The sequence below is a fragment of the Bradyrhizobium guangzhouense genome (assembly GCF_004114955.1).
GTDB lineage: Bacteria > Pseudomonadota > Alphaproteobacteria > Rhizobiales > Xanthobacteraceae > Bradyrhizobium > Bradyrhizobium guangzhouense.
In genome coordinates this window covers 377,267-404,236 of the sequence record NZ_CP030054.1, presented here as the reverse complement: position 1 = coordinate 404,236, position 26,970 = coordinate 377,267, and the positions used below count along the sequence as shown (strand labels likewise).

General features: G+C 62.1%; 20 protein-coding genes and 12 pseudogenes. 12 read left to right on the top strand and 20 right to left on the bottom strand.

Annotated elements, in window-relative coordinates; genetic code table 11:
- Nucleotides 1-5: 5 nt before the first annotated feature.
- From XH91_RS35930 to XH91_RS35900, 8 genes and pseudogenes are all read right to left on the bottom strand, one after another.
- Complete coding sequence (locus XH91_RS35930; RefSeq protein ID WP_128929872.1) at nucleotides 6-1,007, bottom strand: tyrosine-type recombinase/integrase; 1,002 nt, start codon at nucleotides 1,005-1,007, stop codon at nucleotides 6-8.
- Nucleotides 1,004-1,929: pseudogene (locus tag XH91_RS35925) on the bottom strand (tyrosine-type recombinase/integrase). Before XH91_RS35925 ends, XH91_RS35930 begins: the two are co-directional and overlap by 4 nt.
- Nucleotides 1,926-3,164 (bottom strand): tyrosine-type recombinase/integrase, encoded by a 1,239-nt coding sequence (locus XH91_RS35920; RefSeq protein ID WP_128929871.1) that lies wholly within the window; start codon nucleotides 3,162-3,164, stop codon nucleotides 1,926-1,928. The pseudogene XH91_RS35925 and the gene XH91_RS35920 overlap by 4 nt, the downstream one beginning before the upstream one ends.
- Before the next feature lie 41 nt (nucleotides 3,165-3,205).
- Nucleotides 3,206-4,400: pseudogene (tnpC, locus tag XH91_RS35915) on the bottom strand (IS66 family transposase).
- Nucleotides 4,401-4,436: 36 nt separating this feature from the next.
- Nucleotides 4,437-4,712: a transposase gene (locus XH91_RS39720; protein ID WP_232995629.1), complete on the bottom strand. Its 276-nt coding sequence runs from the start codon at nucleotides 4,710-4,712 to the stop codon at nucleotides 4,437-4,439.
- A gap of 51 nt (nucleotides 4,713-4,763) precedes the next feature.
- Nucleotides 4,764-5,117, bottom strand: coding sequence for an IS66 family insertion sequence element accessory protein TnpB (tnpB, locus tag XH91_RS35910; RefSeq protein WP_128929870.1), 354 nt, complete (start codon nucleotides 5,115-5,117; stop codon nucleotides 4,764-4,766).
- 375 nt (nucleotides 5,118-5,492) lie between these two features.
- Entirely contained in the window at nucleotides 5,493-6,254 is a 762-nt protein-coding gene (gene istB / locus XH91_RS35905) for an IS21-like element helper ATPase IstB (RefSeq protein WP_128929869.1), read from the bottom strand.
- A gap of 14 nt (nucleotides 6,255-6,268) precedes the next feature.
- Nucleotides 6,269-6,913, bottom strand: a complete 645-nt coding sequence (locus XH91_RS35900) for a transposase (RefSeq protein ID WP_128929868.1) — start codon at nucleotides 6,911-6,913, stop codon at nucleotides 6,269-6,271.
- A gap of 246 nt (nucleotides 6,914-7,159) precedes the next feature.
- Here XH91_RS35900 and XH91_RS35895 point away from each other — a divergent pair, with 246 nt between their 5' ends.
- From XH91_RS35895 to XH91_RS35885, 3 genes and pseudogenes are all read left to right on the top strand, one after another.
- A complete protein-coding gene (locus XH91_RS35895; protein WP_128929867.1) occupies nucleotides 7,160-7,840 on the top strand; it encodes a hypothetical protein in 681 nt (226 codons plus the stop codon).
- A gap of 275 nt (nucleotides 7,841-8,115) precedes the next feature.
- The gene (locus XH91_RS35890) at nucleotides 8,116-9,210 is read left to right on the top strand and encodes a C45 family autoproteolytic acyltransferase/hydrolase (RefSeq protein WP_164934298.1); all 1,095 of its coding nucleotides are present in this window, start codon (nucleotides 8,116-8,118) and stop codon (nucleotides 9,208-9,210) included.
- Nucleotides 9,211-9,275: 65 nt separating this feature from the next.
- A pseudogene (locus XH91_RS35885) lies at nucleotides 9,276-9,844 on the top strand (IS5 family transposase); the annotation flags it as partial.
- Between the two features lie 136 nt (nucleotides 9,845-9,980).
- Here XH91_RS35885 and tnpC (XH91_RS35880) read toward each other — a convergent pair.
- From tnpC (XH91_RS35880) to XH91_RS35865, 5 genes and pseudogenes are all read right to left on the bottom strand, one after another.
- A pseudogene (gene tnpC, locus XH91_RS35880) lies at nucleotides 9,981-10,838 on the bottom strand (IS66 family transposase); the annotation flags it as partial.
- A 79-nt stretch (nucleotides 10,839-10,917) separates the two neighbouring features.
- The gene (locus XH91_RS39180) at nucleotides 10,918-11,082 is read right to left on the bottom strand and encodes a hypothetical protein (RefSeq protein WP_164934318.1); all 165 of its coding nucleotides are present in this window, start codon (nucleotides 11,080-11,082) and stop codon (nucleotides 10,918-10,920) included.
- Between the two features lie 82 nt (nucleotides 11,083-11,164).
- Nucleotides 11,165-11,821, bottom strand: a complete 657-nt coding sequence (locus XH91_RS35875) for an IS3 family transposase (RefSeq protein WP_128929865.1) — start codon at nucleotides 11,819-11,821, stop codon at nucleotides 11,165-11,167.
- Nucleotides 11,822-11,854: 33 nt separating this feature from the next.
- Entirely contained in the window at nucleotides 11,855-13,159 is a 1,305-nt protein-coding gene (locus XH91_RS35870) for an IS110 family RNA-guided transposase (protein ID WP_128929864.1), read from the bottom strand.
- 262 nt (nucleotides 13,160-13,421) lie between these two features.
- Nucleotides 13,422-13,733 carry a transposase gene (locus XH91_RS35865; protein WP_128929863.1) on the bottom strand — a complete coding sequence of 104 codons (312 nt, stop codon included), beginning with the start codon at nucleotides 13,731-13,733 and terminating at the stop codon, nucleotides 13,422-13,424.
- Nucleotides 13,734-13,899: 166 nt separating this feature from the next.
- On the opposite strand from XH91_RS35865, the gene XH91_RS35860 reads away from it, so the two are divergent.
- From XH91_RS35860 to XH91_RS35835, 6 genes and pseudogenes are all read left to right on the top strand, one after another.
- Nucleotides 13,900-14,031, top strand: coding sequence for a transposase (locus tag XH91_RS35860; protein ID WP_371746382.1), 132 nt, complete (start codon nucleotides 13,900-13,902; stop codon nucleotides 14,029-14,031).
- 130 nt (nucleotides 14,032-14,161) lie between these two features.
- Nucleotides 14,162-15,022 (top strand): tyrosine-type recombinase/integrase, encoded by an 861-nt coding sequence (locus tag XH91_RS35855; protein ID WP_164935788.1) that lies wholly within the window; start codon nucleotides 14,162-14,164, stop codon nucleotides 15,020-15,022.
- A gap of 9 nt (nucleotides 15,023-15,031) precedes the next feature.
- Nucleotides 15,032-16,225, top strand: coding sequence for an IS91 family transposase (locus tag XH91_RS35850; protein ID WP_128929833.1), 1,194 nt, complete (start codon nucleotides 15,032-15,034; stop codon nucleotides 16,223-16,225).
- Nucleotides 16,222-16,461, top strand: coding sequence for a hypothetical protein (locus XH91_RS35845; protein ID WP_128929832.1), 240 nt, complete (start codon nucleotides 16,222-16,224; stop codon nucleotides 16,459-16,461). Before XH91_RS35850 ends, XH91_RS35845 begins: the two co-directional genes overlap by 4 nt.
- Before the next feature lie 291 nt (nucleotides 16,462-16,752).
- Nucleotides 16,753-17,652 (top strand): IS21 family transposase, encoded by a 900-nt coding sequence (gene istA, locus XH91_RS35840; RefSeq protein ID WP_164934314.1) that lies wholly within the window; start codon nucleotides 16,753-16,755, stop codon nucleotides 17,650-17,652.
- Between the two features lie 129 nt (nucleotides 17,653-17,781).
- Nucleotides 17,782-19,007: pseudogene (locus tag XH91_RS35835) on the top strand (IS256 family transposase).
- 535 nt (nucleotides 19,008-19,542) lie between these two features.
- Here the strand turns inward: XH91_RS35835 and tnpB (XH91_RS35825) are convergent.
- The 3 genes and pseudogenes from tnpB (XH91_RS35825) to XH91_RS35815 form a co-directional block, all read right to left on the bottom strand.
- On the bottom strand, nucleotides 19,543-19,890 hold the full coding sequence (gene tnpB / locus XH91_RS35825) for an IS66 family insertion sequence element accessory protein TnpB (RefSeq protein WP_128929859.1): 348 nt from the start codon (nucleotides 19,888-19,890) through the stop codon (nucleotides 19,543-19,545).
- 430 nt (nucleotides 19,891-20,320) lie between these two features.
- Nucleotides 20,321-20,422 (bottom strand): annotated as a pseudogene (locus XH91_RS40245) (hypothetical protein); the annotation flags it as partial.
- Nucleotides 20,423-20,449: 27 nt separating this feature from the next.
- Nucleotides 20,450-21,373, bottom strand: a pseudogene (locus XH91_RS35815) (IS3 family transposase); the annotation flags it as partial.
- Nucleotides 21,374-21,439: 66 nt separating this feature from the next.
- Between XH91_RS35815 and XH91_RS35810 the strand changes: the two are divergent.
- Nucleotides 21,440-21,817: pseudogene (locus tag XH91_RS35810) on the top strand (IS110 family transposase); the annotation flags it as partial.
- A 313-nt stretch (nucleotides 21,818-22,130) separates the two neighbouring features.
- Here the strand turns inward: XH91_RS35810 and XH91_RS39715 are convergent.
- A pseudogene (locus XH91_RS39715) lies at nucleotides 22,131-22,688 on the bottom strand (IS110 family RNA-guided transposase); the annotation flags it as partial.
- On the opposite strand from XH91_RS39715, the pseudogene XH91_RS35795 reads away from it, so the two are divergent.
- A pseudogene (locus XH91_RS35795) lies at nucleotides 22,689-23,680 on the top strand (IS21 family transposase); the annotation flags it as partial.
- Nucleotides 23,677-24,021 (top strand): annotated as a pseudogene (locus tag XH91_RS35790) (ATP-binding protein); the annotation flags it as partial. The pseudogenes XH91_RS35795 and XH91_RS35790, both read left to right, overlap by 4 nt.
- Nucleotides 24,022-24,055: 34 nt before the next feature.
- On the opposite strand, the gene XH91_RS39710 reads toward XH91_RS35790, so the two are convergent.
- The 3 genes and pseudogenes from XH91_RS39710 to XH91_RS35780 all read right to left on the bottom strand — a co-directional run bounded on the left by XH91_RS39710 (nucleotide 24,056) and on the right by XH91_RS35780 (nucleotide 26,641).
- Entirely contained in the window at nucleotides 24,056-24,292 is a 237-nt protein-coding gene (locus XH91_RS39710) for a helix-turn-helix domain-containing protein (RefSeq protein ID WP_232995628.1), read from the bottom strand.
- Nucleotides 24,247-26,481, bottom strand: a pseudogene (locus tag XH91_RS40240) (recombinase family protein). The gene XH91_RS39710 and the pseudogene XH91_RS40240 overlap by 46 nt, the downstream one beginning before the upstream one ends.
- Complete coding sequence (locus XH91_RS35780; protein WP_206733234.1) at nucleotides 26,471-26,641, bottom strand: hypothetical protein; 171 nt, start codon at nucleotides 26,639-26,641, stop codon at nucleotides 26,471-26,473. Before XH91_RS35780 ends, XH91_RS40240 begins: the two are co-directional and overlap by 11 nt.
- Nucleotides 26,642-26,970 lie beyond the last annotated feature (329 nt).

Below are 26,970 nucleotides of genomic sequence, written 5' to 3'. Positions count from 1 at the left end.
GTCGTTCAGAGCGCCTCCAGAAAGGCGAGCAGGCGGTCGTTCGGCTGGAAGCGGGTTAGCTTGCCGCGCTCGTACGGCTTGAGCTTCGCCAGGGCAGCTTCCTTGAGGGCGAGGTGGGCGTGCAGGTACGTCTGCGTCGTCTCGACCGATTCATGACCGAGCCACAGCGCGATCACAGAACAGTCGACGCCGGCTTGCAGCAGTTCCATCGCAGCGCTGTGCCTCAGCACGTGCGGCGACACGCTCTTGGCCTTCAAAGACGGGCAACTCTTGTGAGCGACACGAACATGCTTTCCCAGCAGGGACTGGACGCTGTCGGCACTGAGCCGGCCCCCGTGCACGTTCGGGAACAACGCTGTTGCTCCTTTCCGCAACGGTTCCTTGAGCCATGCCTGGAGCGCACACCGAGCGAGTGTGGTCAGCGGAGTGGTCCGCTCCTTCCGCCCTTTACCGACGCATCGCACGTGTGCGCCAGACCCGAGGTGGACGGCATCCCGGTCAAGGCCAGTCAGCTCTGAGAGGCGTAAGCCTGTCTGGGCCGCGACTAACAGCAAGGTGTGATCGCGGCGGCCAAGCCACGTCGTTCGATCGGGCGCTGCGAGAACCGCCTCGATCTCGGGGCGCGTCAGGAAGTGCACCTTTCGCTTGTCGTGACGCTTGCTCGGTATGGCGAGCACGCGCTGGATCAGCGCACTGTGTGCCGGTTCCTCGAAGGACACGAACCTGAAGAAGGATCGGATGGCCGTCAGACGCAGGTTACGCGTCTTCGCACTGGCGCCGCGCGTTACCTCGAGATCGGTGAGGAACGCGCCGATGAACGTTGCATCCAGATCGGCGAGCGTCAGGGCCGATGGGGACTTGCGCAGCTGCACCCGAGCGAACATGAACAGCAGCCGGAACGTGTCTCTGTAGGAGGCGATCGTGTTGCCGCTAACATTGCGCTGGCGCATGAGGCGCTCGGTGAAGAAGCGCTCGATCAACGTGGCGACATTGCAAGCGGGCTTCATGGCGTCACCTCCCATCGCCGATCGAGACGCCGCGCGGCTTCCTCCATCAACTCGGGGCAGGCCGAGAGATACCAGTAAGTGTCGCGCACGCAGACGTGGCCGAGGTAAGTGGAGAGCACTGGGAGTTGTTGCTCGACGTTCTTGCCTTCGCGATACCAGTTGAGCAGCGTCCGGATGGCGAAGCGATGACGGAAGTCATGCACGCGTGGCCCGGTACGATCACCTGGGCGCCGCAGCCCGATCTCTCTGGACAATCGCCAGAAGACGCGATGAACGTACTGGTGCAGCAAGCGGCCTCCCTGTTCGGCAACGAAGAAGGTCGAGCCGCAGCGTGACCCGAGCAGCGCATCGCGCCGGTGGGCGTAGTCGCGCAGCGCGGTTCTCGTCGTCGGATGCAATGGCACGAGCCGCGACTTGCCGAACTTGGTCAGCCGGACCGTCAGCACGCCGGCGTCGAGGTCGACGTCATCACGCTCCAGGCCCATCGCCTCGGATATACGCATGCCCGTCACCGCGATCAGCCCGAACAAGGCATGGTAGGTCCATCGGCGCAGCCCGTCCGCTGGTGGCAGAGCCAGCGCTGCCGTCAGCAACGCATCGATCTCCGCGTCGCTGTAAACATAGGGCTTGGCGCGCTTCCATCCGGGCAGCATGCCGACGGGCGGCACCTCCGTTCTCGGGTCGAAGTTGGCGACATGGCGCGCGAACCCGCGCACGTCGCTCAATCGCAGCGCCCAGGATGCATGACGATCGGGCGGCAGCGTTGCCCATTCCATGGCCAGCTTCGTCGTGATGATCCTCGCCTTGCGCTTCTCCATGAAGGCGACGAAGTCGGCGAGCCGACGGGTCTGGTGCTCGTACTTGTATCCAAACCCTTGCGCATGCTCAGGTACTTATCGAGTGCGGCGCGCAGATTGGTCATTGCACGCCTCCCGGCCAGGGCAGGCTCAATGTTCTCAGCGCATCGATGTCGACCTTCGAGTAAATCCGGGTAGTGTCGTGGTTCTCGTGCCGCAGCAACTGTCCGATCTCCGACAAGGTGGCGCCAGATCGGAGAAGCTCGGTAGCGAGACTGTGTCGGAAGATATGGGCGCCGCGATGTGCGCAACCTTCGATTCCAACGCGATCGAGAGCGGCCTTGGCGATCATGGTGATCGCACATCCGGAAGCAAAGCCGACGTGTGGCGCGAGCGTACGGACGAACAATCGTCGGCACGACGACTTTGGGCGGCCATTGCGGAGATATGCAACGATGGCCGCGCCAACGTCTGGCGGTATCGGCATCCGTGCACGCTGTCGGCCCTTGGCGCGAACGAGTATCTCGCTGGCGCGCCAGTCGATATCATCAAGGGTGAGCGTCGCGACCTCGTCGGCCCGCAGGCCGAGCTTGGCTAGCAACAACAGAATGGCGTAGTCCCGCCGTCCCATCACTGTCTCTCGGTCGCAACCGTCGAGAGCCTTCCGCACCTGTGCCGCAGGCAGATAGGTCGGCAGAGTTGCGAGCTTCCATCGCCGCATCGATGGAACGCAATCCGCCAACGGGCGCGCGTTCAGCCCCCGATGGTGGAGGTAACGGAGAAAGGCGCGCAACGACCAGCACATCGCCTTGCCTGTTCCCGGGCTCCAATCCTGGGCGTGGCGCTCAATGTAGCGGATCACGTCCTCTTGGCTGATCTTGCCCAGGGCGGCGCCGCCGGAGCACACCTCGTGCAGGAACCTGCGGATGACCGGGAGATGGCGGACGATGGACCTCGGGGCCAAGCCGCGCTCTGATCGCAGGTAGGCATCGAACTCCTTGAAGATCCGTTCGTGCGGGGTGAGAGGCGGCAGCACCGACGGCGCGATCACGCCTTCCTCGCGCAGCACCGACAGCCATCGCTTGAGCGCGGCCCGGTCACCGGGTTGGATAGACTGCCTTCCGCCTCGATGCCGGAGGTACCGCTCAACGACCTGCTCATCGAGATCGACCAGCTTGTAGCGACGGCCCGCCATCCAACTCAGGAGCCCGCCAACCACGTTGAGGCAACGCCACGTGCCGTGCCGAACGAGCCTCTCTTCGATGAGACGAGCGGCGTAGCGCTCGACGAGTTGTCCGTGCGGCCCGCTTCTGAGACGCCGGTACAGCCGGCTTCTGCCCAAGTACTTTTCAACTTCCATCTTCCTGTTCTCCGCTGTTGAAAGCGGAGGCACAGAACGAACTATGCCGAACCGACCAAACGCCGGTCAGCCAGAAATCTGGGGAAAACGACCCGACTCGGCATAGTTCGGCGGGCGGCATAAACAGCCCTATGCCGCGCGCGGCATAGGGCTGTCTCAATGAACGAAGCCAGGACTGCCCAATCCTCGGCGCCCTCGTCGCACCCGGCAAAAAGAGAGTTCTTGGCGTTGAGCTTGATCGGCCGCATCGCACGCTCGACAGCATTCGTGTCCATCTCGATGCGCCCGTCATCAAGGTAGAGTGTCAGGCCGCTCCAATGACGGAGCGCGTAACGCAAGGCCTTCGCCGTGTCGCTCTTCGGTGCAAGGTGATCAAGCTTGGCCTCAACCCACTGCTTCAAGGCTGTAGCGAGAGGCCGAGCATGCGCCTGCCTGCCGGCACAGCCCTCCGCATCCGATCGGCCGCGGAGGGCCTTCTCGACTGCGTAAAGCTGGGCGATGCGTTCAAGAGCCTGGCGGGCAACCGGAGCTGGCGCCGGCGAAGCCTCGCGCTCGATCTTCACAAACTGGCGCCGCAGATGCGACCAGAAGGCGAGCGTCCCGGACAGGGCGTCCGCACGCCTCTCTCGGATCATCGTCTTGTAAGCTCCGTCGCAGTGGATGATGCCGCGATAGCCTTCGAGCAGCCTCAAGCCGGACGGCTCCACGGCCCGGTGCATAAGCGTAAACCACCCAGGTGGGTCAGGTCCGGCCCAGGGCCTGTCATCGCGTGACAGCGCCCAGAAGTAGCCAGTTTTCGTCCTGCCGCGCCCCGGATCTAACACCGGTGCGGGAGTCTCATCGACACAGAGCTTCGAGGAGGCGAGCAGAAGCTGGCGCAGACGATGCCTTCAATTCCTGGGCCGCATAGCCGACCCAGAAGGCGAGCGTGGAACGATCCAGCGCTATTCCGTGGGTCGCCAACATCTGCGCCTGGCGGTAAAGCGGCAAATGCCAATGATACTTGGCGTCGATCACATGCGCGACCAGCCGCTCGGTGGGCAATCCTCCCCTGATCAGTCGCTCGGGCGCAGCCTGCTGGAGGACGACGCCGTGACAGGCGCGGCAGGCCAGCTTGGGCCGGCGGGTTACGATGACGCGATACTGCGCCGGAACGACATCGAGCCTCTGACTCTCATCGTGACTGATCTCGAAGAGGTCGCCGTTACAACACGGGCAACTGGTCTCCGCTGGCATCAGGATTTCGACGATGCGCGGCAAATGCCACGGAAGTTAAACCCTGTTGGCTCTGCGCGCGGCAGCTCTCTTCTCGCAAACTCTGGGATTGGGGCGATCTTCGGCTGCTTCGAGGGCGGCGACGGCCTGATCGATATCCTCCAGAACAAACTGCAGCTGATCAGCGTCCAGCTTTTCCGAGGACCGACCGAACTGCGCATCTTTTGCAAGCTTGAGCAACCGCTCGAGCCTGGCGCAGCGATCCAGCAGAGCCGCGGCAAAGACCCGCAACTCGGCCGGATCGCTCGGCAGTTCATCAGGCAAATCACTCATTGCCCCGAGTCTGCCATGCTTCGCGCCCCGATGCAGCGAAGATTTGTATCTTTACGCAAGTGCTTTCGGCGGTGCGTCGCGAGGCGCATGCATGCGCGTCCAATCCATGCCAGCCAGAAGCACCGACAGCTGGGCGGCATTCATCCGCATCACGCCGGCCACAATGTGAGGCCATTTGAAGCCGCTGCCATCGAGCCGCTTCCAGTACATCACAAGGCCGCTGCCATCCCAGACGACGATCTTCACCCGGTTAGAGCGCATCGCACGGAACACCACCGGCACACCCTTCATCGGGTCATGGCCCAGCGTCTCCTTCGCCAACAGCGCCAAGCCCTCCGCACCTTTTCTGAAGTCTACAGGTTGCGTCGCCACGTAAAGCATGAGGCTCGCGGGCGGCGTCAGCATGAACGTGTCCGTCGAAGCGCTAAGAACACGTCGCTCAACACAGCAAGGCCAGGCGCCCCCCGCACCTCCACGCGTGCTCCCTGGAGCTCAACCGTCACAATGGCTGCTTCCGGCGACCTGGTCGGCTCTGCGGCCGCCGGTAGCGCCGATTCCGATACCACCGGCACGAACGACAGCGTCTCCGAAGTCGGCAGCACCAACTGGCCCAAACGTGCCCGGCGTCGCCAGTCGTGCACCTGCTGGGTGCGTATTCCGACGAAGTCGGCCGCGGATTCCGGGCGAAGCCGGCCGCCTGTACCGATTGAAGCCGGCCGTGGATTCCGATGATCCCGGCCGCCTGCCGAGGCGGGGTCTCGCGACGACGTCGTCATCAGGTCAGTTGGCGGGCTCGTCGTCAAGCGTCTGACGCTTGGCGGCGGCTTTGCGCAGGCTCTCGCCCTTGAGATTGAGCCTGTGGGCGTTGTGTACGAGGCGATCGAGGATAGCGTCGGCAATGGTTGGGTTGCCGATGAGCTCGTGCCAATGCTCGACCGGGAGCTGGCTTGTCACCAAGGTCGAGCCGCGGCCATGGCGATCCTCCATCATCTCCAACAGGTCGCGTTGCTGCTCGGCAGTCATCGGGGCAAGTCCCCAGTCGTCGAGGACCAGAAGCTCGACGCGCGCCAGGGTCCTGAGCAGGCGAGCGTGGCGGCCGTCGCCCCGCGCGAGAGTGAGCGCCTCGAACAGCCGCGGCAGCCGTTGATAAAGCACGGAGCGGTTGTCCCGGCAGGCCTTGTGGCCCAAGGCGCAAGCAATCCAGCTCTTGCCGACGCCGGTCGGGTCGATGATGAGCAGGTTCTGATGCCGGTCGATCCACTCGCCAGCGACGAGCTTTTGGAACAGCGGCTTGTCGAGCCCGCGCGGCGCCTTCATGTCGATATCCTCGACGACGGCGTTCTGCCGGAGACTTGCGAACCGCAACCGAGCAACCAGCCGCTTGTTCTCGCGCTCGGTCGCTTCACGGTCGACGAGCAGTGCGAGGCGCTCCTCGAAGGCCAGCGCGGCAATGTCGGGTTGTCGCTGCTGTTCGTCGAGGGCCTTCGCCATGCCGGTAAGCCCGAGCGCGACGAGGCGGTCGTGGGTGGGATGTGTCAACATCGTCTCTCCTTTCTTCACTGGTAGTAATCGGTGCCGCGGATATTGCCGTGTCGGATCGGTGGGCCGTCTGGCGGTCTCTCGTTGGCGTAGGCGCGATCGAGCCCGTGCTGCAGGATCGACTTGATCGAGCCGTAGGTGGTCGCGCCGATGTCGTTGCCACGCTGGCAGGCGGCCTCGATGCGGGCCGAGCCGTAGCTGCGCGCGAGCCGCAAAATGCCGAGACAAGCCCGGAAGCCCTGCTCGGGGTGTGGTTTGGCTTTCATGATTGCTTCGACGAGAGCGATCGTGGCAGGGCCGATCTTGGCGGCTTCTCGCTTGATCCGCGCCGGGGTCCATTCGGCATAACGCCGGTGCGCGCTCGGCATGTGCTCCGGGATCGTGGTGTGGCATTGGGGTACGTCAGAGCGGGCGTGGCTGGCAACCCGGCTGCCCTTGTGCAGGATCTCGACCGTCCTGTCGGTGACGCGCGCCTCGAGCTCTTCGCGGATCAGACGCGAGGGCACCGAGTAGTAGTGACCGGCGATCTCGACGTGATAGTCGGGCGCGACTCGGCACTTCTTCCACTCGGCATACTGATATGGCATCGGCGGCAGGGCGTTGAGCGCCGGCTTGTCGATCTGTGCGAACAGCTCGTTGCGGCTCACGCCGAGTTTACGCATGATCCTGGCATAGGATCGGCGTCGCCTCAATCCTATTGCTCCTAACGATAGGACATGCCGTCCGCACGGCCGTCGCTTTCACAGCATGGTTTTCCTTAGGCAATCCAGGAAGAGAACGTTTCCTAGCTACGAGCGGTCGGCCTAGATCACTCACCCTACAAGAGTAGATAGGCAGGAATCTCTTGCGGCCGAGCAGTGAGGATCGATAAAAGGATACAACCAGCCTCACACAGAGGACTAACAAATATGACATACACCTTGAATCCCTTGCTGCGCTTTCTCCAGGTTTACGATGACGCGGCCGCGAAAATGGGCATCAGGCTTTCCATTGGGTGTGATTTCAACGAGTACATCGCGATCACAGCCTCGCTAGCAGACAAACCCAATACTTATCCCATCTTTCGGCCAGACCGCTCACCGATTCGAACGGGCGAAGGGTATTGGCTTGTGGGTTTTGATAAGGAAAACAAAGTGGCGCTCGTCGAGGCCGCGCGCTTCTATGACCTGTCGCAAACCACCCTTGCAGCACACCTCGAAACGCTGAAGTTCTTCTATGCGAATCCGACGATAGATGCACATCCTGAAGATCGCTGCGTTTGTACTGCTCAGATGGCGCGCAGCATTACAGGTAAAGTGGTGTACCACGGGGATATCTGGATCCGCCCCGACTTCAGGGGCTCGGGCCTGCTCAAGATCATGACGGGGACTATGCGTGGCGTCAGTCTTGCGATGTGGGCTCCCGACTTTCTCTGTGGCCTAGCTGGGCGGTGGTCGTTGGATAAGAACGTCTATGATCCGGTTCACAATGAACCAGGCGGAGCAGACATTCACCTGGTGCAAGAGAATATCGTCGCTAACGATTGGCTGTTCTGGATGACAGGCTATGAACTTAAGCAATTGTTAGACGTAACGCCGGACCTGAACTGATCGTCTAACGTCGTTGCATTTGCGGGCTGCGGGCCGGAACAATACCGGCGACGAAGGTCTTGAGCTAACGCCCCACCGATTGCCGCTCTCTAGACTAGATGCCATACGCTTGTGAGTTAATGAGCGTGCCAAGCACTTCAGCTACCAGCAGCCTCTCCATCGGATCTCTATACACCATCCGGGTCACCGTACAAGGCTCACGACTTCGATCCGAGTTATCGCGTCGCTCCGCCCACCGCGTAGAAGCGGACATACCAATGCAAGGAGATCTTTCAATGAGTCTTAAGCTTACCGTCTTTACTGCGATACCCCGCGAAAGGGGACAGCAGCAAGGAGAGCTGATGCGATCGGAAATCGCGGCCAATGCTGACTTTTATTTAAAACGCTTTTGCGCTAACGGAACTAATCTTGCGCAAATTCAAGCTGAAGCAACTGGTTGGTTGCGCTTCCTTGAAGATCTACGACCCGACTACGTTGAAGAGCTGAGGGGAATTGCCGACGCTGCCTTTATGCCCCTCTATACGGTTGTGATGCTTAACGTCCGGCATGAGATTTGGCTACGCCTGATGGCACGTCGAGCCGCCGATCTATCGTATGGGATTTTGGATGGCTGCACGTCTGCCGGATTAATGCCCGAGGTAACCGCGCAAAATACAACAATGCTGGCGCAAACGATCGATGGGCAAGCGGCAGTTCGGGGCACCCTTTTTGTAGGCAAAGTAGTGACGCCCGCTAACCCGCAATGGCTGGGCATCTTCGAAGCAGGCTGCGCCGGCCCCATAGCGGGACTGAATGAAGCTGGGATCGGGCTAGTCTGCAACAGCTTGGTTTCGCCTATTGATGGCTCGGCACTCATGACCGCCCCGTTTAAGCTGAGGTGCCGGTCCATCCTTCAGGCGCCGACATTCGACCGCGCGATAAGCGCGATTATCCGCGCTGATCGAAACATCTCTATGAACTACCTGATTGGCCATGCTGATGGCGAGATTATCAACATTGAGAGCTCCCCCAATGACAAACGGTACATTTATCCTGAGGATGGGGTAATTTCACACGCAAATCATTTTGAGCCGGGAACACGAATACCTTCAGAATGGGAGCGCTTTGTGCCCGACAGTCCGTTTCGGTCCCGTCGCTTTGGTCGACATCTGCGCTCAAGGCTCGGGCAGGTGGATGTGGATCATATTTTGTTGGGCCTCAAAGACCATTTCTCTTACCCGGCATCCATTTGCTGTCACCCGAACCAGGATACGCAGTATCCGAATAGTACCCTTTCCGCCATCATTATGGATCTAAGCAAGCGTGTTTTGTTCGCCACTGACGGACCCCCGTGCAGCGCGCCGCTTGAGCGATTTGATCTTTGGATTTAGGGTCTGTACCTAATTAGCCGGTTCTGATTCCCTCGCACCGAGTTGATTCGGCACGGGGGACTTCGATGCGCAAAGGGCTGTTTTGGCTTAACGACAAGCAGTGGGCTCAGATAGAGCCGCATCTGCCGATGAACCAGACCGGCCCGGCGCGCGATGACGATCGGCGCATCATCAGCGGTATCATTCACATGCTTCAGTGCGGCGCACGCTGGCGCGATTGTCCGCCCGACTACGGTCCTTACACAACGATCTACAATCGGTTCAATCGCTCGGCCAAGCGTGGACATTGGCAGGCGATCTTTGAAGCGCTCGCCCGCTGTGGCAAGGACGGCGTGACTTTATCCATCGACTCCACCTCGATCAAGCGCATCGCTCGGCGAGCGGCGGAAAAGGGGGGGAGCATGAACAAGCGATCGGCCACTCGCGCGGTGGGCGGACCACGAAAATCCATGCGCTGAGCGACCCTGACTGCAGACCTTGCGCATTTCATCTCACTCCAGGCCAGGATGCAGATATAGCCGCAGCGCCGGCCCTTTTGGAACTCGCGCCACCGATGTCTGCCCTCATTGGTGACAAAGGGTACGACGGCGACGGCTTTCGCGCCGAAATCATCGATCGTGGTGCCAAGCCTGTCGGTATCCGCCGGGGCTAAGCCGCGACAGGAGCTTTCACCAATTCCACCGCTTGAGGAGCGTACGCATACGACGAAGGCCGCCTGATTGACGCATGCGCGCGAGCACGGCGAGTTCTACGATGGCGTTGCGTGAAGGTCAGGCGGCTTGCTGATCGGCGGACTTGCCGGCTTGGTGAAGGAGCTTCCATTCCCAGGGCAGCAGTTCGCGCAGACGCGAGGTGGGAAGATCGGCGATCCGGGCGAGGACGTCGGCGAGCCAAGCCTTGGGATCGACGTCGTTGAGGCGACAGGTCGTGATCATCGTCAGCATGATAGCGGCACGGTCGGCGCCACGTTGGCTGCCAGCGAAGGTCCAGTTGCGCCTTCCCAAGGCAATGCCTCTCAATGCACGCTCAGCGCAATTGTTGATCAAGCAGATCCTGCCATCGTCGAGGAAGCGGACGAAGCCGTCCCAGCGCTTGAGCATGTAGTTCATGGGCTTCAGGACCTCGGCGGAGCGGGAGAGGCTTTCTCGCTCGCGGAGCAGCCAGGCGTGCATGTCGTCGAGCAGCGGCTTGCTCCGCTCCTGGCGCACAGCACGCCGCTCGTCGGCACCACGGCCGTTGATGGCGCGCTCGATCTCGAACAGGGCGTCAAGACGCCTGACCGCCTCCAGCGCGATCGGGGAGACCGGTTTGCCCTTGCCTTCCCGGGCGGCTTTCTCGATGTCAGCCAGCTCGAAGAATCCCCGCCGCGCATGGGCCAGGCAAAATGCCGGAGTGATCGGCATTGCTTTCCTTTTTGGATCGAACAACGGCTCGAAGCCGCCATAGCAATCCGCCTGCAGAATGCCGGCGAAGGCGGCCAGATGCCTCTGAGGATGTTCGCCCCGTCGGTTGCCCGAGGCATAATAGACCGCCGCCGGCGGCGCAGGCCCGGCGAACGGCCGGTCATCCCGCACATACGTCCAGATCCGGCCGGTCGTGCATTTGCCCTTCGCCAGGATCCGGATGGTGGGGTGAGTAGGCCGGAGGGATTTCACCTCCAGCCTCTCGCAGAACCGGGCGTGAGACTCTCGCCTCACCCGGCTCCCATCAGGCAAGCTTGCCGCCACCGCCGAGTTGCCAATGCACAAAGAGCCTGCGGTTCTCACGCACGATCTTCTCCAGGAAGAGACGCGCGCGTCCTAAACGGTGATGGAAGCGCTTGTACTTTCGCTTCAACCAAATACCTAACGTCTGGTTGATGTAGCGCGCCAACGGATAAAGCGCTGAGCGGGTGTATTGCCCATAATAAGCGATCCTGATCTTCCCTCGAAAAAGTGGACGGGTTAAGCGGCTTTTAGCTCCATTTCGATCGGGGGGATATATCCGATGGCGGAATGGAGCCTGGTTCGGTTGTAGAAGCCCTCGATGAAGGCGAAGATATCGCTCTGGACTTGAGCGCGAGTTGCTGCTGGATCGCCATCGTCAGGGCGGCAGATGCAAGTTCGACCTGCATATGATCCCGCATGGCCCAGCCGACGATCTTTCGGCTGAACAGGTCCATGACGGCCGCCAGATACAGCCAACCTTCAGCGGTCGGAATATAGGTGATATCGGCGAGCCAGACCCGGTTCGGGTCTTCCGCGGTGAAGTCCCGCGCGATCAGGTTCGGTGCGATCGGCAGACCGTGGCGGCTGTCGGTGGTGCGCACACGGCGCGGCGGTGCCATGATGGCGCGAATACCGTACCGACGCATCATCCGTTCAATTCGACCGCGACTGGGACCACGGCCCTGCGCCCGCAGGGCGGCATGGACGCGGGGGCTGCCGTAGCGTCCGCTGCTGTCTTGATGGACCAGCCGGATCGCTGCCCGGAGCGTGGCATTTGATTTTGCCCGCTCGCTCACCGGGCGCTCGCGCCGGGCGTAATAGCCGGCCGGCGAGACCTCGAGCACGGCGCACATCAGGCGGACCGGATAGGTCTCGCGATGGTCTTCGATGAAGCGGAAGCTCATGTCCGGGTTCCGACGAAGATCGCGATCGACTTCCTAAGAAACAGCCGGATTGGCGTCGCCCGGGATGGCCTGCAACACGAAGCCTAGCGATTTCGCCCGGCGCTGTAGGTTGGCGAGGACGCGGCTACGATATTGCTGCTCATATTGGTCGGCGCCAGGATCCTTGTAGCTCATGCCGTGCCGGAGTGTGTTGTAGAATAAAACCGCAATCTTGCGAGCCGTCGCCGTCACCGCCTTCGATTTACCCGCACGTGCTGACAACCGGCGATAGAATGCTCCCAGCGCTGTCTCGCTCCGCCCCACGGTTGTGGCTGCCAAACGCAACAACGCAGCTGCGCGACTTGAAGATCTCCGTGTGCGCGAAGACAGCACCTTGCCGCCGGAGATCTTGTTGCCGGGTGCGAGGCAGAGCCAGGAAGTGAAGTGTTTGGCGCTCGGCCATGCCGTTAGATCGATACCGCACTCGCCAATGAGCTTCAATGCGAGCGACGGACCCAACCCGTGGATCTCAGTCAAATCGACGCCCCGCACTCTGTACAGTGCGGTCCTGACATCGAAGGTGGGGGTGTTGACCTGCTTGGTCTTTACGCGCGGCTTGGCTAGGTTTCCGACCGGTCTTGCTCCTTTGGTGTTCAATGCACTGATCAGGACTTCGAGCTTGCGATCACAGTCGAGCATCTTTGCCTGATAAACGTCGTAGAGCTCCAGTGATTGAGCTAACGCGAAAACATGTTCGTGGCGGTCATTGCCTACGAGCGCTGCGCGGATCGTCTCGATCGATGAGTGGCAGCGCACGTCCCGATAGGTTGCCGGGACGTCGGGATTGCGTTCGCCTGCAACAATGGCTCGGATAATCCGCATGCCGGTCGCGCCGGTGATATCCGACACAACATGATGGAGCTGCAGGTTCATCTCCATCAGAGCCTTTTGCATATGTTGGATATGGGCGGCAGCATATTCCACGAGCCGCTCGCGCTGGCGTAGATAGGCTCGCAACGTTGCGATCTCGGCATCGGGTCGGAAGCTGCCCCGTAACAGGCCATAGGAGTGGAGCTGGCGTAACCAAGCGGCATCGCTGAGATCGGTTTTACGGCCAGGTACATTCTTGGCGTACCGCGCGTTGACCAGAATGACCTCAAACCCGCGCTGTTCTAAGATCTCGTAGACTGGGATCCAATAGACCCCAGTGGATTCCATCGCGACACTGGTCACGCCGCACATCTTGAACCAGTCCGCCAGTTCATGCAGGTCTTGCGTGAATGTGCCGAATGCACGCACTGGCTTGTCGGTGCAGGCCGGGTTTACCGCGGCCATGTGCATCTTTGATCCGATATCGATAGGGCCGCGCCGAGGTTGACCAGCTTTAGGTCCGGGCCGCGGTCGGTTGTCCTGTTAGGCATCGCAACTCCTCCGTCCGATGATGGGCTGGAGGGTCAGGGCTATGCCAATTTGTCATCTTCCTAATCGGGATCGCCGTCGAAACGGCGTCACCACTCTCAAGTCCGCATGCGCCCATGGACCACGTTTTTTAACGGGGACAGCGCCTCCAATAAGCTGACGGCCGCTACCCTCCGAGCTAAAGGATAGCACAAGGCTGTTTCTATTCCGCGCAGGCGCGCCACGACGCTGGACAGTTTTTTAAAATGTCGCGCTCCATGCGCAGCCGTTCGTTCTCCTGACGTAGGCGGGCGATCTCCGAAGCCTGGTCCGCCGGCATCGGCGTCGCCTGCGTGGTGGGTCGCCACGCCGCCGATCCCGGCTCCTGCCGGAGCTTATCTACCCACCGTCGCAGCACCGAATCCCGCAGACCGAGCTCCTTAGCAACCGACCCGATCGAGCGACCGCTCGACGCGACCAGTTCGGCGGCCCGACGCTTGTAATCCTCGGTAAACGACCGACGTTGACGTTCCATTCGACACCTCCGGGCTCAACGAGCCTACTACAGGTGTCCACTCATTCGGAGGAGGTTCAGTGTCCACCTATTTTGGTGGACACCTCATGCATCACGGCACTCAAAAGCAAAAGGTGCGGAGAAATTCGCGCTTACCATAAGACGACCGTTGTCACCGCGTATTGAAGTGTTCGCTGGCGCAGGTCGCAAGCGGTGGCCGGATGAATTGAAGGCACAGATTGCCGCGGAAAGCCTCGAGCTGGGGGCGGTTGTCACAGACGTCGCCCGTCGCCATGGCTGCCGGCCCCAGCATGCGTAATCCGATGCAAGCCGGCCACTGATTGAACGAACCCGCTACGCGGCAGTAGGGGGCAAACCTGCTGAACTGAGGTGTCCTGTCTGAGAGGATGTTGGTCTTCGCACCACCCCTCTCAAGACAGGAGACCCAGATGGCTACGATGAGCCCTCTTCGGCAGCGCATGATCGAGGACATGACGGTCCGCAATCTGTCGCCGTCGACTCAACAATCCTATATCTATGCGATCGCAAAGTTTAGCCGCCATTTCGGCTATGCCCCGGACCGGTTGAGTTTCGAGCAGGTCCGCGCCTACCAACTACATCTCATCGGCCAAAAGCGCTCGTGGTCCCACATCAATCAGGTGGCCTGCGCGCTGCGGTTCTTCTACGGCGTCACACTCGGGCAGACGGAGGCATTCGAGCGGATCATTGGTGGCCAGAAGCCCGACAAGCTCCCGCTCGTGCTTAGTGCCGAAGAGATCGAGCGCTTCCTGGACGCGGTTACAGGGGTGCGCAATCGCGTCGTGCTGGCGACGGCTTATGCGGCTGGCTTACGGGTTAGTGAAGTCGTCCGCCTGAAGGTGAGCTCGATCGACAGCAAGCGAATGTTGATCCACATCGAGAACGGTAAGGGCGGCAGGGATCGTTACGCGATGCTTTCTCCGCGACTGCTGGAGATTCTGCGTACGTACTGGATGCGAGCCCGACCGGGGCTGTGGCTATTTCCAGGCCAAGACCCAAGTGAACATGTCAGCGTCCGCTGCGTCCAGGCGGCCTGCCGCGCCGCCCGCCGCCGCGCTCGGCTTGCCAAGCCGATTACTGTCCATACGCTCCGGCACTCGTTTGCGACCCATCTCCTGGAAAGCGGGATCGACATTCGCATCATTCAAGTTCTGCTCGGACATGCCGACCTGGGATCGACCGCGCGCTACGCTCAGGTTGCGACCAACCTGCTCGCCCGCACGACCAGCCCATTCGATGGACTCTCCGTCAGGGTGATCCCACCCGACTGAGCTGCGCATATGCGCCCCGTGCTCGAGGTGGCGGACATCCTCCGCCGCCACGGCGGCGCCTTCCGTGCCGCGCAGGGTCCTCGGCTGTCCTCCGATCAGCGCCGTGTGATGGCGGCCATCGAGGCGTGTCGCACAGCGACGCTCGGCGGCCACGTCGAGCGGTGCGACGACTGCGGCCTGGTCCGCGTCGCCTATAACAGCTGTCGCGATCGGCACTGTCCAAAGTGCCAAGCGCTCGCGCGCGCCCAATGGCTCGCCGAGCGCCAGGCCGACCTGCTGCCGGTCCCCTATTTCCATGTCGTCTTCACCGTGCCGGCGCCGGTGGCCGCCATCGCGCTGCAGAACAAGACGGCGGTCTACGACATCCTGCTCAAGGCAGCAGCCGAGACGATCCGTCTCATCAGCGCCGACCCGAAGCATCTCGGTGCCGAGACCGGGATGATCGCCATTCTCCATACCTGGGGCCAGACCCTGACGCATCATCCGCATGCCCATTGCCTCGTGCCAGGCGGCGGGATCGCCCCTGATGGAAGCTGGGTTCATTGTCGCCCCGGCTTCTTCCTTCCCGTTCGCGTCCTGTCACGATTGTATCGTCGGCTGTTCCTGGAGCGCCTGCAGGCGGCGTTCAATGGCACCAAGCTCCAGTTCTTCGGCCATCTCGCGCACCTCGTCGAGCCAGCGGCATTCGCCCGCCATCTAACCGCCCTCCGCAAGGTCGAGTGGGTCGTCTACGCCAAGCGTCCCTTCGGCGGACCAGAACAGGTTCTGGCCTATCTCGGGCGCTACACCCATCGCGTTGCAATCGCCAACGGCCGGCTCCTTACCTGTGACCAGGGCCACGTCCGCTTCCGGTGGAAGGATTATCGCGCTGGCAACAGATCCAAAGTGATGACGCTCGACACTGAGGAGTTCCTTCGTCGCTTTCTGCTCCACGTATTGCCGAAGGGGTTTCGCCGCATCCGTCATTTTGGCTTCCTGGCGAACGCCTGCCGCGTCGCCAAACTCGCGCGCATCCGAGCGGCGCTAAAGGCGCCAGAGCCGCCTCCGCCTGCCGAAGCTGTCGACTATCGTGAGCGCTGCGCCATCCTCATTGGTCACCGCCTCGACTTGTGCCCCATCTGCGGAGGCCGCATGGTCGAGATTGGGCCTGTGCCGCGTGCGCAAACGCCGCGACGCGCAGCACCTCGCTGCGATACATCATGACCGACTACCTCGACTTGTTCGCTCCCACTGCAGGCATCGCCATGCCGACGTTCTCCGTCGGAACGATCAAGCACGCTCACAACGCGCGGCGAACGGGCGATAGTCAGCCGCTTGGGCTTGACGCGCCGTTCGACGCTATCGACGCCGGCATCCTCTGCTGCCAATATCAACGGCAATCTGCGGCCACACTCGCTCGCGGGCCCGACATCGGGTCAATCGCGCCTACCGGCGCCTAGATCGAGCCCCCATAGGTCCTCGCTCACAAGACGCGGCTTCGTTCAATCCAGCTTCAAATAGGTCCCGCGCTGGACTTGCGGCGAGATCTGCGACGCGGGACCTATTTGAACCCTCCAGTATTCCGACGCAATCCGGCCACCGATTCCGACGGAAGTCGGCCACCCATTCCGATCGAAGCCGGCCACCCTGTTGAGACCGCCTGACGCTCTCGAAGACGGCGATCGAATCGCGGACCAGCCCACCTTTGCGACCAAGCAAGGGAAGGTCTGATGCCCGCCGAGAGAGCGCCGATGCGGAAGGTTCGAGAAGTTTTGAGACTGCGGCACGCCCTTGGCGTGAGCGAGCGGCAGATCGCCGTCACGGTCGGCATCAGCCGATCGACGGTTGGCGAGTATCTGCGGCGGGCTGCCGTGATCGGCATCACCTGGCCGGTGCCGGAAGGGATGGACGACGGCGAACTCGAGCGCCGGCTGTTCACGCCGCCGACATTCGAGGAGAAGCCGGCGCGGCCGTTGCCCGACTGGAAGGCGGTGCACCGGGAGCTGAAGCGGCGCAGCGTGACGTTGCTCCTGTTGTGGGAGGAATATCGCGCGGAGCACGCCGACGGCTATGGCTACAGCCGGTTTTGCGATCTCTACCGGGAATGGAGCGAGGCGATCTCGCCGACCATGCGGCAGACGCATGGGCCTGGAGAGAAGCTGTTCGTCGACTTCGCGGGCGACACGGTGCCGGTGTTCGACGCCGCGACCGGCGCGCAGCGGCTGGCCCATGTCTTCGTCGCGGTGCTAGGAGCATCCAACTACACCTTTGCCGAGGCGCGTTGGTCGGAAGGGCTGGCCGACTGGATCGGGCTGCACGCCAATACGTTGCGCGCGATCGGCGGCGTGCCGAAGGCGATCGTCTGCGACAATCTGAAGGCCGGCGTCACCGCCACCTGTCGCTATGAGCCGGGCATCAACCGCACCTACCAGGAGCTGGCCGAGCACTACGGCACCGCGATCCTGCCCACGCGTCCGCGCAAACCACGCGACAAGGCGAAGGTGGAAGTGGCGGTGCAGATCGTCCAGCGGTTTGTGCTGGCGCGGCTGCGGAACCGGCGCTTCTTCTCGCTTGACGAACTCAACGGGGCCATCCGCAAGGCGATCGCGGACCTCAACGACTCTTATGCAGAGTCTTGTCTGATAAAATAGCTGCGACCGATAGTGGCTCGTGCCACGGCTCTGTGCGTTACGGACCTCCTCTGCGAGCGGGGCGGTAGGAGGGTGTCCGGAACGATGTGTAAGGAGGTTTCTGTGAGTTTACCTTAATTGGAGACTCACATGACCACCGATACGACGATTACCCCTGAACTGCTGGACCAGCTTCTTGCGAACTACAGCAAGCCCGAAAACCTGACCGGCGAGAATGGGCTGTTCAAGCAGCTCAAGAAGGCCTTGATCGAGCGCGCACTTGGAGCCGAGCTGACCGAGCATTTGGGCTACGAGAAGGGTGATCCTGCCGGCCGGGGCTCAGGCAACAGCCGCAACGGGACAAGCTCGAAGACGATCCTGACGGAGGATGGCGAGATCGAGATTACCGTGCCTCGCGATCGGGCCGGCAGCTTCGAGCCGCAGTTGACCGCCAAGGGGCAGACCCGGTTCGATGGTTTCGACGACAAGATCCTGAGCCTCTATGCCCGCGGCATGACGGTGCGGGAGATCCAGGGCCACCTGGCCGAGCTCTAAGGCGCCGAGGTCTCGCCCGATCTCATTAGCCGGGTGGCCGACGCCGTCCTCGATGAGGTCCGGGAATGCCAGAGCCGGCCGCTCGACGCCGTGTACCCAATCGTCTTTTTTGACGCGCTGCGGGTCAAGATACGCGACGAAGGGCTGGTCAAGAACAAGGCGGTCTACGTTGCGCTCGCCTACAATGCCGATGGCGAGAAGGACGCTCGGGCTCTGGATCGAGCAGACCGAGGGCGCCAAATTCTGGCTGCGGGTCGTCAACGAACTCAAGGCGCGCGGCGTCAACGATATCCTGATTGCCGTCGTCGACGAGCTGAAGGGGTTTCCCGAGGCGATCACATCGGTCTACCCGCAGACGCTGGTGCAGACCTGCATCGTGCACCTGATCCGTAACAGCCTTGCCTTCGTCTCCTGGAAGGACCGCAAGGCGATCCTGCCCTCGAAAGGCGATCTATCGGGCTGAGAGTGCCGACGCGGCGGCGCTGAGGCTTGCCGAGTTCGAGGCCGAATGGGGCAAGCGCTATCCCGCCATTGGCCAGATCTGGCGCAAAGCGTGGGAGCACGTAGTGCCGTTCTTCGCCTTCGCGCCTGGCATCCGAAAGATGATCTACACGACAAACGGGGTCGAGGCGCTACATCGTTCGCTGCGCAAGATCATCAAGACCCGCGGCAGCTTCCCGACCGACGAGGCGGCGCTCAAGCTGTTGTATCTCGCCCTCAGGAACGCTGGCGTTTATTGGCGGCGACCGGTTGAATGGACTGCCGCGATGGGGCAGTTCGCCATCCACTTCGGCGCGCGGTTTCCCGGAACAGCGCGCTGATGATCACAACCGACATCACGGCGCCGACCATGATCGTTTGGACCGAACCTTCGCCGTCAAGCCCCGCGCCTGCGGCGCGCCGCTGCGCGGCTTCGGGGCTTGACCGCTCGGTCCGGCCAAGCAGAATTATCGGCCATGCCGTCGATGCCAGCTTTCAATGTCTCAAACGCAAAACCCACCTTCACAGAAATCGCTTACACAAAACTTCGGACATTCCCGGCGGTAGCGGCTGCGACAACATCATCAAACTAGCCACTGACATTTATCGTGACCTCGCCCCCAAGTGTTATCCAGTCCTGAGTTCAGGTGCTCCGGGAAGGTCTGGCCACTCGGCGCGTCTTCCGACGCTTTCGCACGGGCGACCGCGAGCTCGGCGGCGATCTCCGTACCCTTAGCGCGCTCGGCTGCCGGCGCCGCCTTCAGGGCGGCAACGTCATCCGGAGCGGCGTCGCGATCCGCATTCATGCGACGCAGTGAATCACAGATTGAATGCATTGGGACTCCCAAATGTCGGCAATATGAGGATTTTCCTGGATTAGCCCCCGCTCTGCGGCCGCCAGCTCAGTTGGGGAGTCCACCAGTCGATGCCCTCGAGCATGTAAGCCATTTGCGCTGCCGAGATCGACACCGCGCCGACCGACGTCGACGGCCAGATGAACCTGCCGTGATCCAGGCGCTTGGCATAGAGCGACATGCCCAAGCCGTCATGCGAGAGAATCTTGACCAGAAGGCCGCGGCGGCCCCATAAGATATAGAGATCGCCGGCATGGGGATCGCGCTCCAAGCTTTCCTGAACCGCAAGCGCCAAACTTTGCATGGCCCGACGCATGTCGGTGTGGCCAGTCGCGATCCATACCCTGACGCCGCTCGGGAGCGGGATCATCGTCGTCGCAGAAGCTCAAAAACCCGCTGCAGCTCGTCGCGATCAACGCGAACACGACAGCCGCCGCTAAGCTCGATCTCGATGATTCCAGCCGTTGCGCGTTGCTTAGGAGGCGAAGACGCCAGTTGCGACGTGCTGATCGATGCCGGTGCACGTGTGATCTCGACAGGAACCAGAGCTGGCACCGCATCACCGCCCAGGCGGCTTGGCGCGCCTGCCGGAACAGCAAGCTATGCGAGGCACTGATTGCGCAGCAGAAGTTGCAGATCGCCAAGCTAAAGCGTCAGATCTGACGCCACCGGGGACGAGCTGGCGGCGGAAGAGGCTGTGGCAAACCGACGACGGTGCGCGGATTTACCCGCAAGCGCAGTTGGCGCTGACGTTCGAAGAGCTGGAAGTCGTGAGCCACCCCATGCCGGCGCGCGACGCCGCAGACCGTCTCGCCGGCCTGCAAACGTCTCCTCGACAGACGGACCTTCTCGTCGTAACTCCATCGCCGCCGACGCTCGGCACCCAACACATTGACCTGCATCCGCACGTGCTGACCTTGCCCCAAGTTTTATCCAGCCCTGAGTTCGCCCCGGTCGTTGGATTTGCCCAGTTGGGGGAGCGACGGGAGCTGGCGCAGAGCCTTCGGCATAACGCACAGCGCCAGATCCCGTCGCGGATGGCAGGTGTCGGCGAACTCGGACGGCGTTTTCCATCCGAGCTGAGAGTGTGGTCGTGCGTCGTTGTAGTGGGCCCGCCCGCATCCGAGCGCGACGAGGGCCTGCGCCAGTGACGTGAACAGCGTCTCGTTGAGCAGTTCGTCCCGCAGCCGGCCATTGAAGCGCTCGATGAACGCATTCTGCATGGGCTTGCCCGGCGCGATGTAATGCCAACCGACGGGGCTTTGATCGGCCCATGTCAGGATGGCGTTGCTGGTGAGCTCGGTGCCGTTGTCGCTGACCACCATCCTGGGCTCGCCGCGCTCGAACATCAGCCGGTCCAGTTCCCGCGCCACGCGGATGCCGGAGAGCGAGGTATCGGCGACTAGCGCCAAGCACTCGCGGGTGCAGTCATCGACCACGGTGAGGACGCTGAAGCGGCGGCCGCAGGTCAGCTGATCCGACACGAAGTCGAGCAACCAGCGATCGTTGCGGGCCATCGGCACCGTCATTGGCGCCCGGGTCCCAAGGGCGGCCCGCTTGCGGCCGCCGCGGCGGCGTACCGCAAGCCTCTCTTCCCCGGAACAGCTTCTTGTGGTTTGACCAGGTAGCCCTCCCGGTTGAGCAGCACGTGCAGGCGCCGACAAACAAAAACGACGGCGTTCGTGGGCGATCGCCCGCATGCGCTGCCGTAGGACGGCATCGTCCGCCCGGATTGTCAGATATCTGATGGTCATGCGGCAGCAGCCGATGGCTTTACACGCCCGCCGTTCGCTCATCCCGTGGGCAACCATGAGATACGCGACAGCTTTCCGCTTGCCCGCGGGCGTCACCATTAATGGGATGGACCGCCCCGTCCTCCTCCCTCATCATAGGAAGGGCAGACTAAAGAGGAGAGTATCATGGCCGATCGCAATTTGCCGCGACCCGCGGCTGTCTATGGAATCGACATTGGCAAGAACCTATTCCACGTCGTTGGCCTGAGCTGCGACGGCACACCTGTTCAGAAATTTCGCTTTCGAGGGGACACCCTTCTTCAGTTCTTTGCGCGCGCACAACCAAGCATAGTTGGCATGGAATCCTGCGTCGGTCCACAGTGGCTCGCCCGGAAGATACAGGCACTTGGTCACAAGGTGCGCCTGATCCCCGTGCAATTCGTGAAGCCCTACGTGAAGTCAAACAAGAACGATATCATCGACGCCGAGGCGATCGCTGAGGCCGCTACGCGACCGACAATGCGCTTCGTTGCCGTGAAGGAGGAGGACCAAGTGGATCTTCAAGCGCGTTTCCTTCGTCATTCAAACGCGCGGCAACTCGAGATTGAATATTCCGGCACCCTGACGCAAAGGTACACCGTACTCGAGGCAGAAAGCCCGCGTCTGATTGATCAGGCGTGTCCTCGAGCCGACCATCTGGCACGGATTCGCGATGCAGCGCTTCCAGTTGCATAAATGTATCCGGCCTCTCGCGAGTGGACTGCTGTTGCAGCCACGCCATGATGAGATCCGCGCACGCCGTTCCCAATAAATAGTTCGGGCAGGAAGCCCGCTTTTTTGCACAGGGCTTACGGCATGTTGATCCACTGTTTCGTCATCACTGTTCCCGAGCCTTGCAATCGAAGCCAGAAGCGTCAGGCAAGGCAGGATCTCTGCGTTCGTAGAGTGCTCCGGGCTTGTTCAAGACCACCCACACAATGCGGGCCATCTTGGCGGCTAGAGCGACAACGGCCTTGTTCGGATGCATCCGAGCCTGGAGCCCGTCGAGCCAGCTTCCTAGGCGATCGCGCGTCCGGTCCAAATGCCGGAAGCAGGATCGCGCGCCCTGCACCAAAAGCTTTCTCAGATAACGGTTGCCGCGTTTGCTGACGCCAAGCAACGTCTGTTTTCCGCCGCTCGAGTATTGCCTGGGCACTAACCCCAGCCAGGCAGCAAGGTCGCGGGCCTTGCGAAACTGCAGCCCATCACCGATCGCGGCAAGTACGGCGGTCGCACCCAATGCGCCGATACCAGGAATTGTCATCAGCCGGCGGGTGACGTCCTCTCGATCGGCAACCGCTTCGATCTCCTGTGTCAATTCGCGGATCCGTTCTTCGAGGCGGCGGAGATCGGCGAAGCGAGCGCCCACCAGGCGACGCATCACTGGCGACAAATCGGCGCACCGCTGGATCATCGTCTCTATCACGTCCGTTTGGCCTATTGCGGGTTCGCGCACGCCCACGTCGTGCTTGGCGGTGAGAGCTTCGTTGCCCTGGCCGAAGGCCTGCAGAATGCCCTCTGGTCGCTCGGTGGGGCGCCGCGGGAGCATCGGACCGACAGCCTGTCGGCCGCATTCCGCAATCTCGATTGCCATGCTCGGGATGATCTGACGCAGCGATACGAGGCCCTTTGTGCCCATTACGGCATGGGGCATTCCCGCAACAATCGAGGCGTTGCTCACGAGAATGATTCGATCGAAGGGCCCCACGGTCATCTGAAGCGAGCAATCGCGGATGCCTTGCTGCTGCGCGGAACTGTCGACTTCGACGATCTTGCCACCTATCGCGGCTTCATCGACGAGATCGTCAGCCGCCGCAATGCCCGCAACGCCAAGCGGATCGATAGCGAGCGCGTGGTGTTGCAGGAGCTGCCCGATCGGCGCACCTCCGACTACGAAGAGGTGATCGTCCGCGTGACATCGTCCGGCGGCTTCACCCTGCGCAAGGTGTTCTACACGGTGCCATCGCGCCTGATCGGTCACCGGCTGCGGGTGCGCCTTTACGATGATCGTCTCGAGATTATCGGCACGTGATCCATTCCCTGCGGCGCAAGCCGATGGCGCTTCTCAATCTGGTCTACCGAGATCGGCTGTTCCCGCGCGATGCCTATTGGAAGACCTTCGATCGGTTGCGCGAACGCTTGCCGGACAAAAAAGCCTGCCGGATCATGGTCGATCTCCTCGCGCTCGCTCATGAACGCGGCTGCGAGACCGAACTCGCCGATCAGCTCACCGCCGACCTCGAGGCCGGCCGACTGCCTGAACCTAACCGGCTGCGCGCTCACTTCGCTCCTGACCCGCCCACCTGCCGAACGTCGTGGTGCAGCTCGCACCCCCTTGCCACCTACGAATGCCTCATCGGTACTGCCGAGATCGGAGGTGCCGCATGAGCGTAGCCAATACCGTTGATACCGCGCGCCTCAATCTGTTGCTCAACGAGCTCCGCCTCCCGGCCATCAAGGTGCTGTGGGCGCAATTTGCCGAGCAGTCCGACAAGGAAGGTTGGCCAGCGGCCCGCTTCCTCGCCACCATTGCCGAGCACGAGATCGCCGAACGCGGTCGCCGGCTCACCGAGCGCCATCTCGTCGAGGCGCGGCTGTCTGCTGGGAAGACCTTCGGCGGCTTCGACTTCGAGGCCGTGCCGATGATCTCCAAGGCGCAGGTGATGGCGCTCGCCGCCGGTGACAGCTGGTTGGGTAAGGGTGCCAATTTGCTCCTGTTCGGGCCGCCCGAGTCCGATTCATACTGCCCACCTCGTTATGCCATTATAGTTCAAGCTCTCTTTGGCGGAGATCGCCAGACGACGGGCGCCGGAAGCGCCGCGCCTGCGCGGCGTTCCTGACCTCGGGGTGCTCCAGATCAGGCGCCTTGATCACCCAGGGTGCGCCCTTGCACAGCTGGTGCGCGGGCAAGCTTCGCTCCGCGATCAGACGGCGAACCGTCGATGGGCTGACCGTCAACGCAGCGGCGGCTTCATCCAGAGTAATTTCTCCTCTCTCCATGCGTTCGCCTTCCCGGTAGGGTGCGATAGCTTGCTGGTTGCGCAAGTGACGAACGCGGGCGCGGGTCCAGCTGTTACCGTGCCCCGTCGACTTGCCGCTCGGTCGAGGACCGCCGCGATCGTGCCGTCGGGCATCTGGCGTGCCAGAACACGCAGGAGATCGATGACATCTGCGGATGTGCTCCAGCGGTGTTGGCCCGTGCGGTTCTTTCTGGTCTCTAGCGCTGTGTGATCGCCGCCCTGCCAGTGGATCACAAGCTCAATTGCCGCATCGCCGACGCATACAACGATTTCGTGGATTAAGGTTCGGATGATCCCCTTGCGCGTGGCAGGCGTCGCCCCAGGACTGTTCCAGGCCCGCTCCAAATCGGAGCCAAGCGCAAGCAGCCGCTCGCGATCCGCCTCGCTCAGAGGACTCTCCGGCTTGGCCAACAGTGCACCGCGCTCTTCCTCGAGCGCGCGGACGGCCAGCAGACGTTCATTCCAACGTCGCTCCAGCTCGCCGGCGACCAGGCGATTGTCGGGATCGACAGCCTCATATCGCCGACGAGCCCGAGTGGCCTCATAGCGCGCTTGCTCACGCTTGGGCAGGCGTATCTCGCTGTGAACGCCGCCAACCCAGTGGACGACGAGGACGATCTCGGAGGCCGCATCATCGATATCGGCTACGACCTCATGGATGAGGGTGCGCACAATGCGCTTCTTGAGGCGAGCATCCGTCGTCGGCGCATCCCAGACCGTTCTGAGGTTCGAGGCCAGAACGCCGAGCGAGGCTGGATCAGCAATGGGGGCAGGCATCGCCGCATTATGCGTGGCGATTTTGCCCTCGACCTCCGCTGCGTGAGCGAGCGTCCTGTTCCAGCGCGCTCCAAGCTCGCCCGCCACCAGCCGGCTCGCGGGGTCAGCGGCATCGTATTGCCGGAAAAGCCTGGTCGGCGGCATAGCGCGCCGCTTCGAGATCGCGACTGAGAGCATCGCGCACCTGATCGCGCCGTTCCCCTGGCTTCCTTGGCGGCAGCGGTTGCGGCGGCGATAGCGCCCGGACCGATGACGCCAAGCAGTGCTTCCTCGATTGCATCATCGACGGGCAGTCCGCCGAAGCCGATGCAGTGAGGGCCGCCATTGTCCATCCAGGCGCGGCTACAGCTATAGCGCGGGATATGGTGGTTCATGCCGGAGTACCGGAGTGTGAGCTTGCGACCGCAGCGCTTGCACCGGATCAGACCGGCCAGCAGCGCGTCACCATGCTTGGGCGCGCCGTGATGCCGACCGGTGGGAGCGTTGCTGCTGACCATGGTGCGGATCGCCTCGAACCTCTCCCAGCTCACATACCCGTCGTGGGTGTTGGGCTTCAGCGCCAGCCATTCGCTCCGCGCCTGCGGCGGATCTTCACGCTCACACCCACGGCGCTGTATCCCGCCGCGACAGCCGTCTTACCATAGGCATAGGCGCCGCCGTAGACCGGGTTCTCAATGATCCGGTGGATGGCGGAGTAGCTCGGTCGCCGCCAGGCCGTTGCGCCGTTGGTCCGCTTCACCGGCAGATCGAGATTGTACTCGTGGAGCCAGCAGAACGGTCGCGCGCTGCCGAGTTCCTCGACCTTGTCGAACACCAGCTTGATCGCTCCTGGACACGCCGATCCGGATCTTTCTCATAACGGTCGCCGGCCTTCACGAAGCCGACGGGCGCTGCCACAACCAACTCGCCCCGGCGCGCCTTCTCGTAGCGGGCCGAGAGCGAGCGCTGGCGCAACAGATCCAGCTCGTACTCGTTGAGGCTGCCCTTGAGCCCGAGCAACAGGCGATCGTTACCGTGCCTTGGCGCGTAGATCGTCTCCTGATCGATCAGAACGGTATCGACCACGCGGCACATCTCGATGAGTTGCTGCCAATCCCGTCTGTTGCGAGCGAAGCGCGAGACTTCGCGGGCGCAAACCGCACCAACTTTACCGAGGCAAACCTCCGCTACCATCCGCTCGAAGCCGGCGCGTTGTACGCCGCCGGCGGCTGAGCGACCGAGATCATCATCGATCACTTCAACCTCTGACCATCCGAGTGCCGTCAGTCGGTCCCGCATGGCGTATTGCAACGCGCCGCTCTCGCGATTGTGTAGCACCTGATGTGCTGAGGATTGACGCACGTAAAGTATCCCCTTCTCCAGATGATGAGGCCTGACCTTGTCAGAGATCATGACCGACCTCCTTCGCGCGCGGCGTCGCTGTCGTCGCGGCATGGTCGAGGATCAACTGCGTCATCAGACTCGTAAGGGCCGCCTGCGCTTCCGCCGGAAGCTCCGACCATGTGGGCGCACCGGTGGCGCCGCTCGACAGGCCGCTCCCGAACAGATCCATCTGCTGCGGCCGCGGTTGTTGATTGTGTCGGTATCCGCTCCCTGGCATTGCCGTCTGGCGTGACATGAGTCGCTCCCCGATTCTGACCGTGAGAGCCTCTGGATGCGCCAGAAAGCAGGGCAGCTGATGGCGTTCGATCCTTCAACGCCAGATCGAGAAGCGCAGAAAGCGCCGCAAGCGCATCGATGCTGACAAACGGTTGAGCTGTCAAAAGCTCGGCGTCAGGGCATGCCGTCCGGTCGAACATCCCTGCTGGCACTTCCAGCCAACGATCTCCTTGCGATCCGTCCAAGGTGCAGCGAAAAACAACATCAAAGCCTTGTCGACGG

Bases quoted from the DNA above. Each gene is read 5' to 3' on its own strand.
- XH91_RS35850 (WP_128929833.1), top strand. From the start codon at position 15,032: ATGCGCCCCGTGCTCGAGGTGGCGGACATCCTCCGCCGCCACGGCGGC.
- XH91_RS35780 (WP_206733234.1), bottom strand. From the start codon at position 26,641: ATGGATCTGTTCGGGAGCGGCCTGTCGAGCGGCGCCACCGGTGCGCCC.
- tnpB (WP_128929870.1), bottom strand. From the start codon at position 5,117: ATGCTGACGCCGCCCGCGAGCCTCATGCTTTACGTGGCGACGCAACCT.
- XH91_RS35845 (WP_128929832.1), top strand. From the start codon at position 16,222: ATGACCGACTACCTCGACTTGTTCGCTCCCACTGCAGGCATCGCCATG.
- XH91_RS35920 (WP_128929871.1), bottom strand. From the start codon at position 3,164: ATGGAAGTTGAAAAGTACTTGGGCAGAAGCCGGCTGTACCGGCGTCTC.
- XH91_RS39720 (WP_232995629.1), bottom strand. From the start codon at position 4,712: ATGAGTGATTTGCCTGATGAACTGCCGAGCGATCCGGCCGAGTTGCGG.
- tnpB (WP_128929859.1), bottom strand. From the start codon at position 19,890: ATGATCCCGCTCCCGAGCGGCGTCAGGGTATGGATCGCGACTGGCCAC.
- XH91_RS35865 (WP_128929863.1), bottom strand. From the start codon at position 13,733: ATGGAACGTCAACGTCGGTCGTTTACCGAGGATTACAAGCGTCGGGCC.
- XH91_RS35875 (WP_128929865.1), bottom strand. From the start codon at position 11,821: ATGAGCTTCCGCTTCATCGAAGACCATCGCGAGACCTATCCGGTCCGC.
- XH91_RS35930 (WP_128929872.1), bottom strand. From the start codon at position 1,007: ATGAAGCCCGCTTGCAATGTCGCCACGTTGATCGAGCGCTTCTTCACC.
- XH91_RS35895 (WP_128929867.1), top strand. From the start codon at position 7,160: ATGACATACACCTTGAATCCCTTGCTGCGCTTTCTCCAGGTTTACGAT.
- XH91_RS35900 (WP_128929868.1), bottom strand. From the start codon at position 6,913: ATGCGTAAACTCGGCGTGAGCCGCAACGAGCTGTTCGCACAGATCGAC.
- XH91_RS35890 (WP_164934298.1), top strand. From the start codon at position 8,116: ATGAGTCTTAAGCTTACCGTCTTTACTGCGATACCCCGCGAAAGGGGA.
- istA (WP_164934314.1), top strand. From the start codon at position 16,753: ATGCGGAAGGTTCGAGAAGTTTTGAGACTGCGGCACGCCCTTGGCGTG.
- XH91_RS39710 (WP_232995628.1), bottom strand. From the start codon at position 24,292: ATGGAGAGAGGAGAAATTACTCTGGATGAAGCCGCCGCTGCGTTGACG.
- istB (WP_128929869.1), bottom strand. From the start codon at position 6,254: ATGTTGACACATCCCACCCACGACCGCCTCGTCGCGCTCGGGCTTACC.
- XH91_RS35855 (WP_164935788.1), top strand. From the start codon at position 14,162: ATGGCTACGATGAGCCCTCTTCGGCAGCGCATGATCGAGGACATGACG.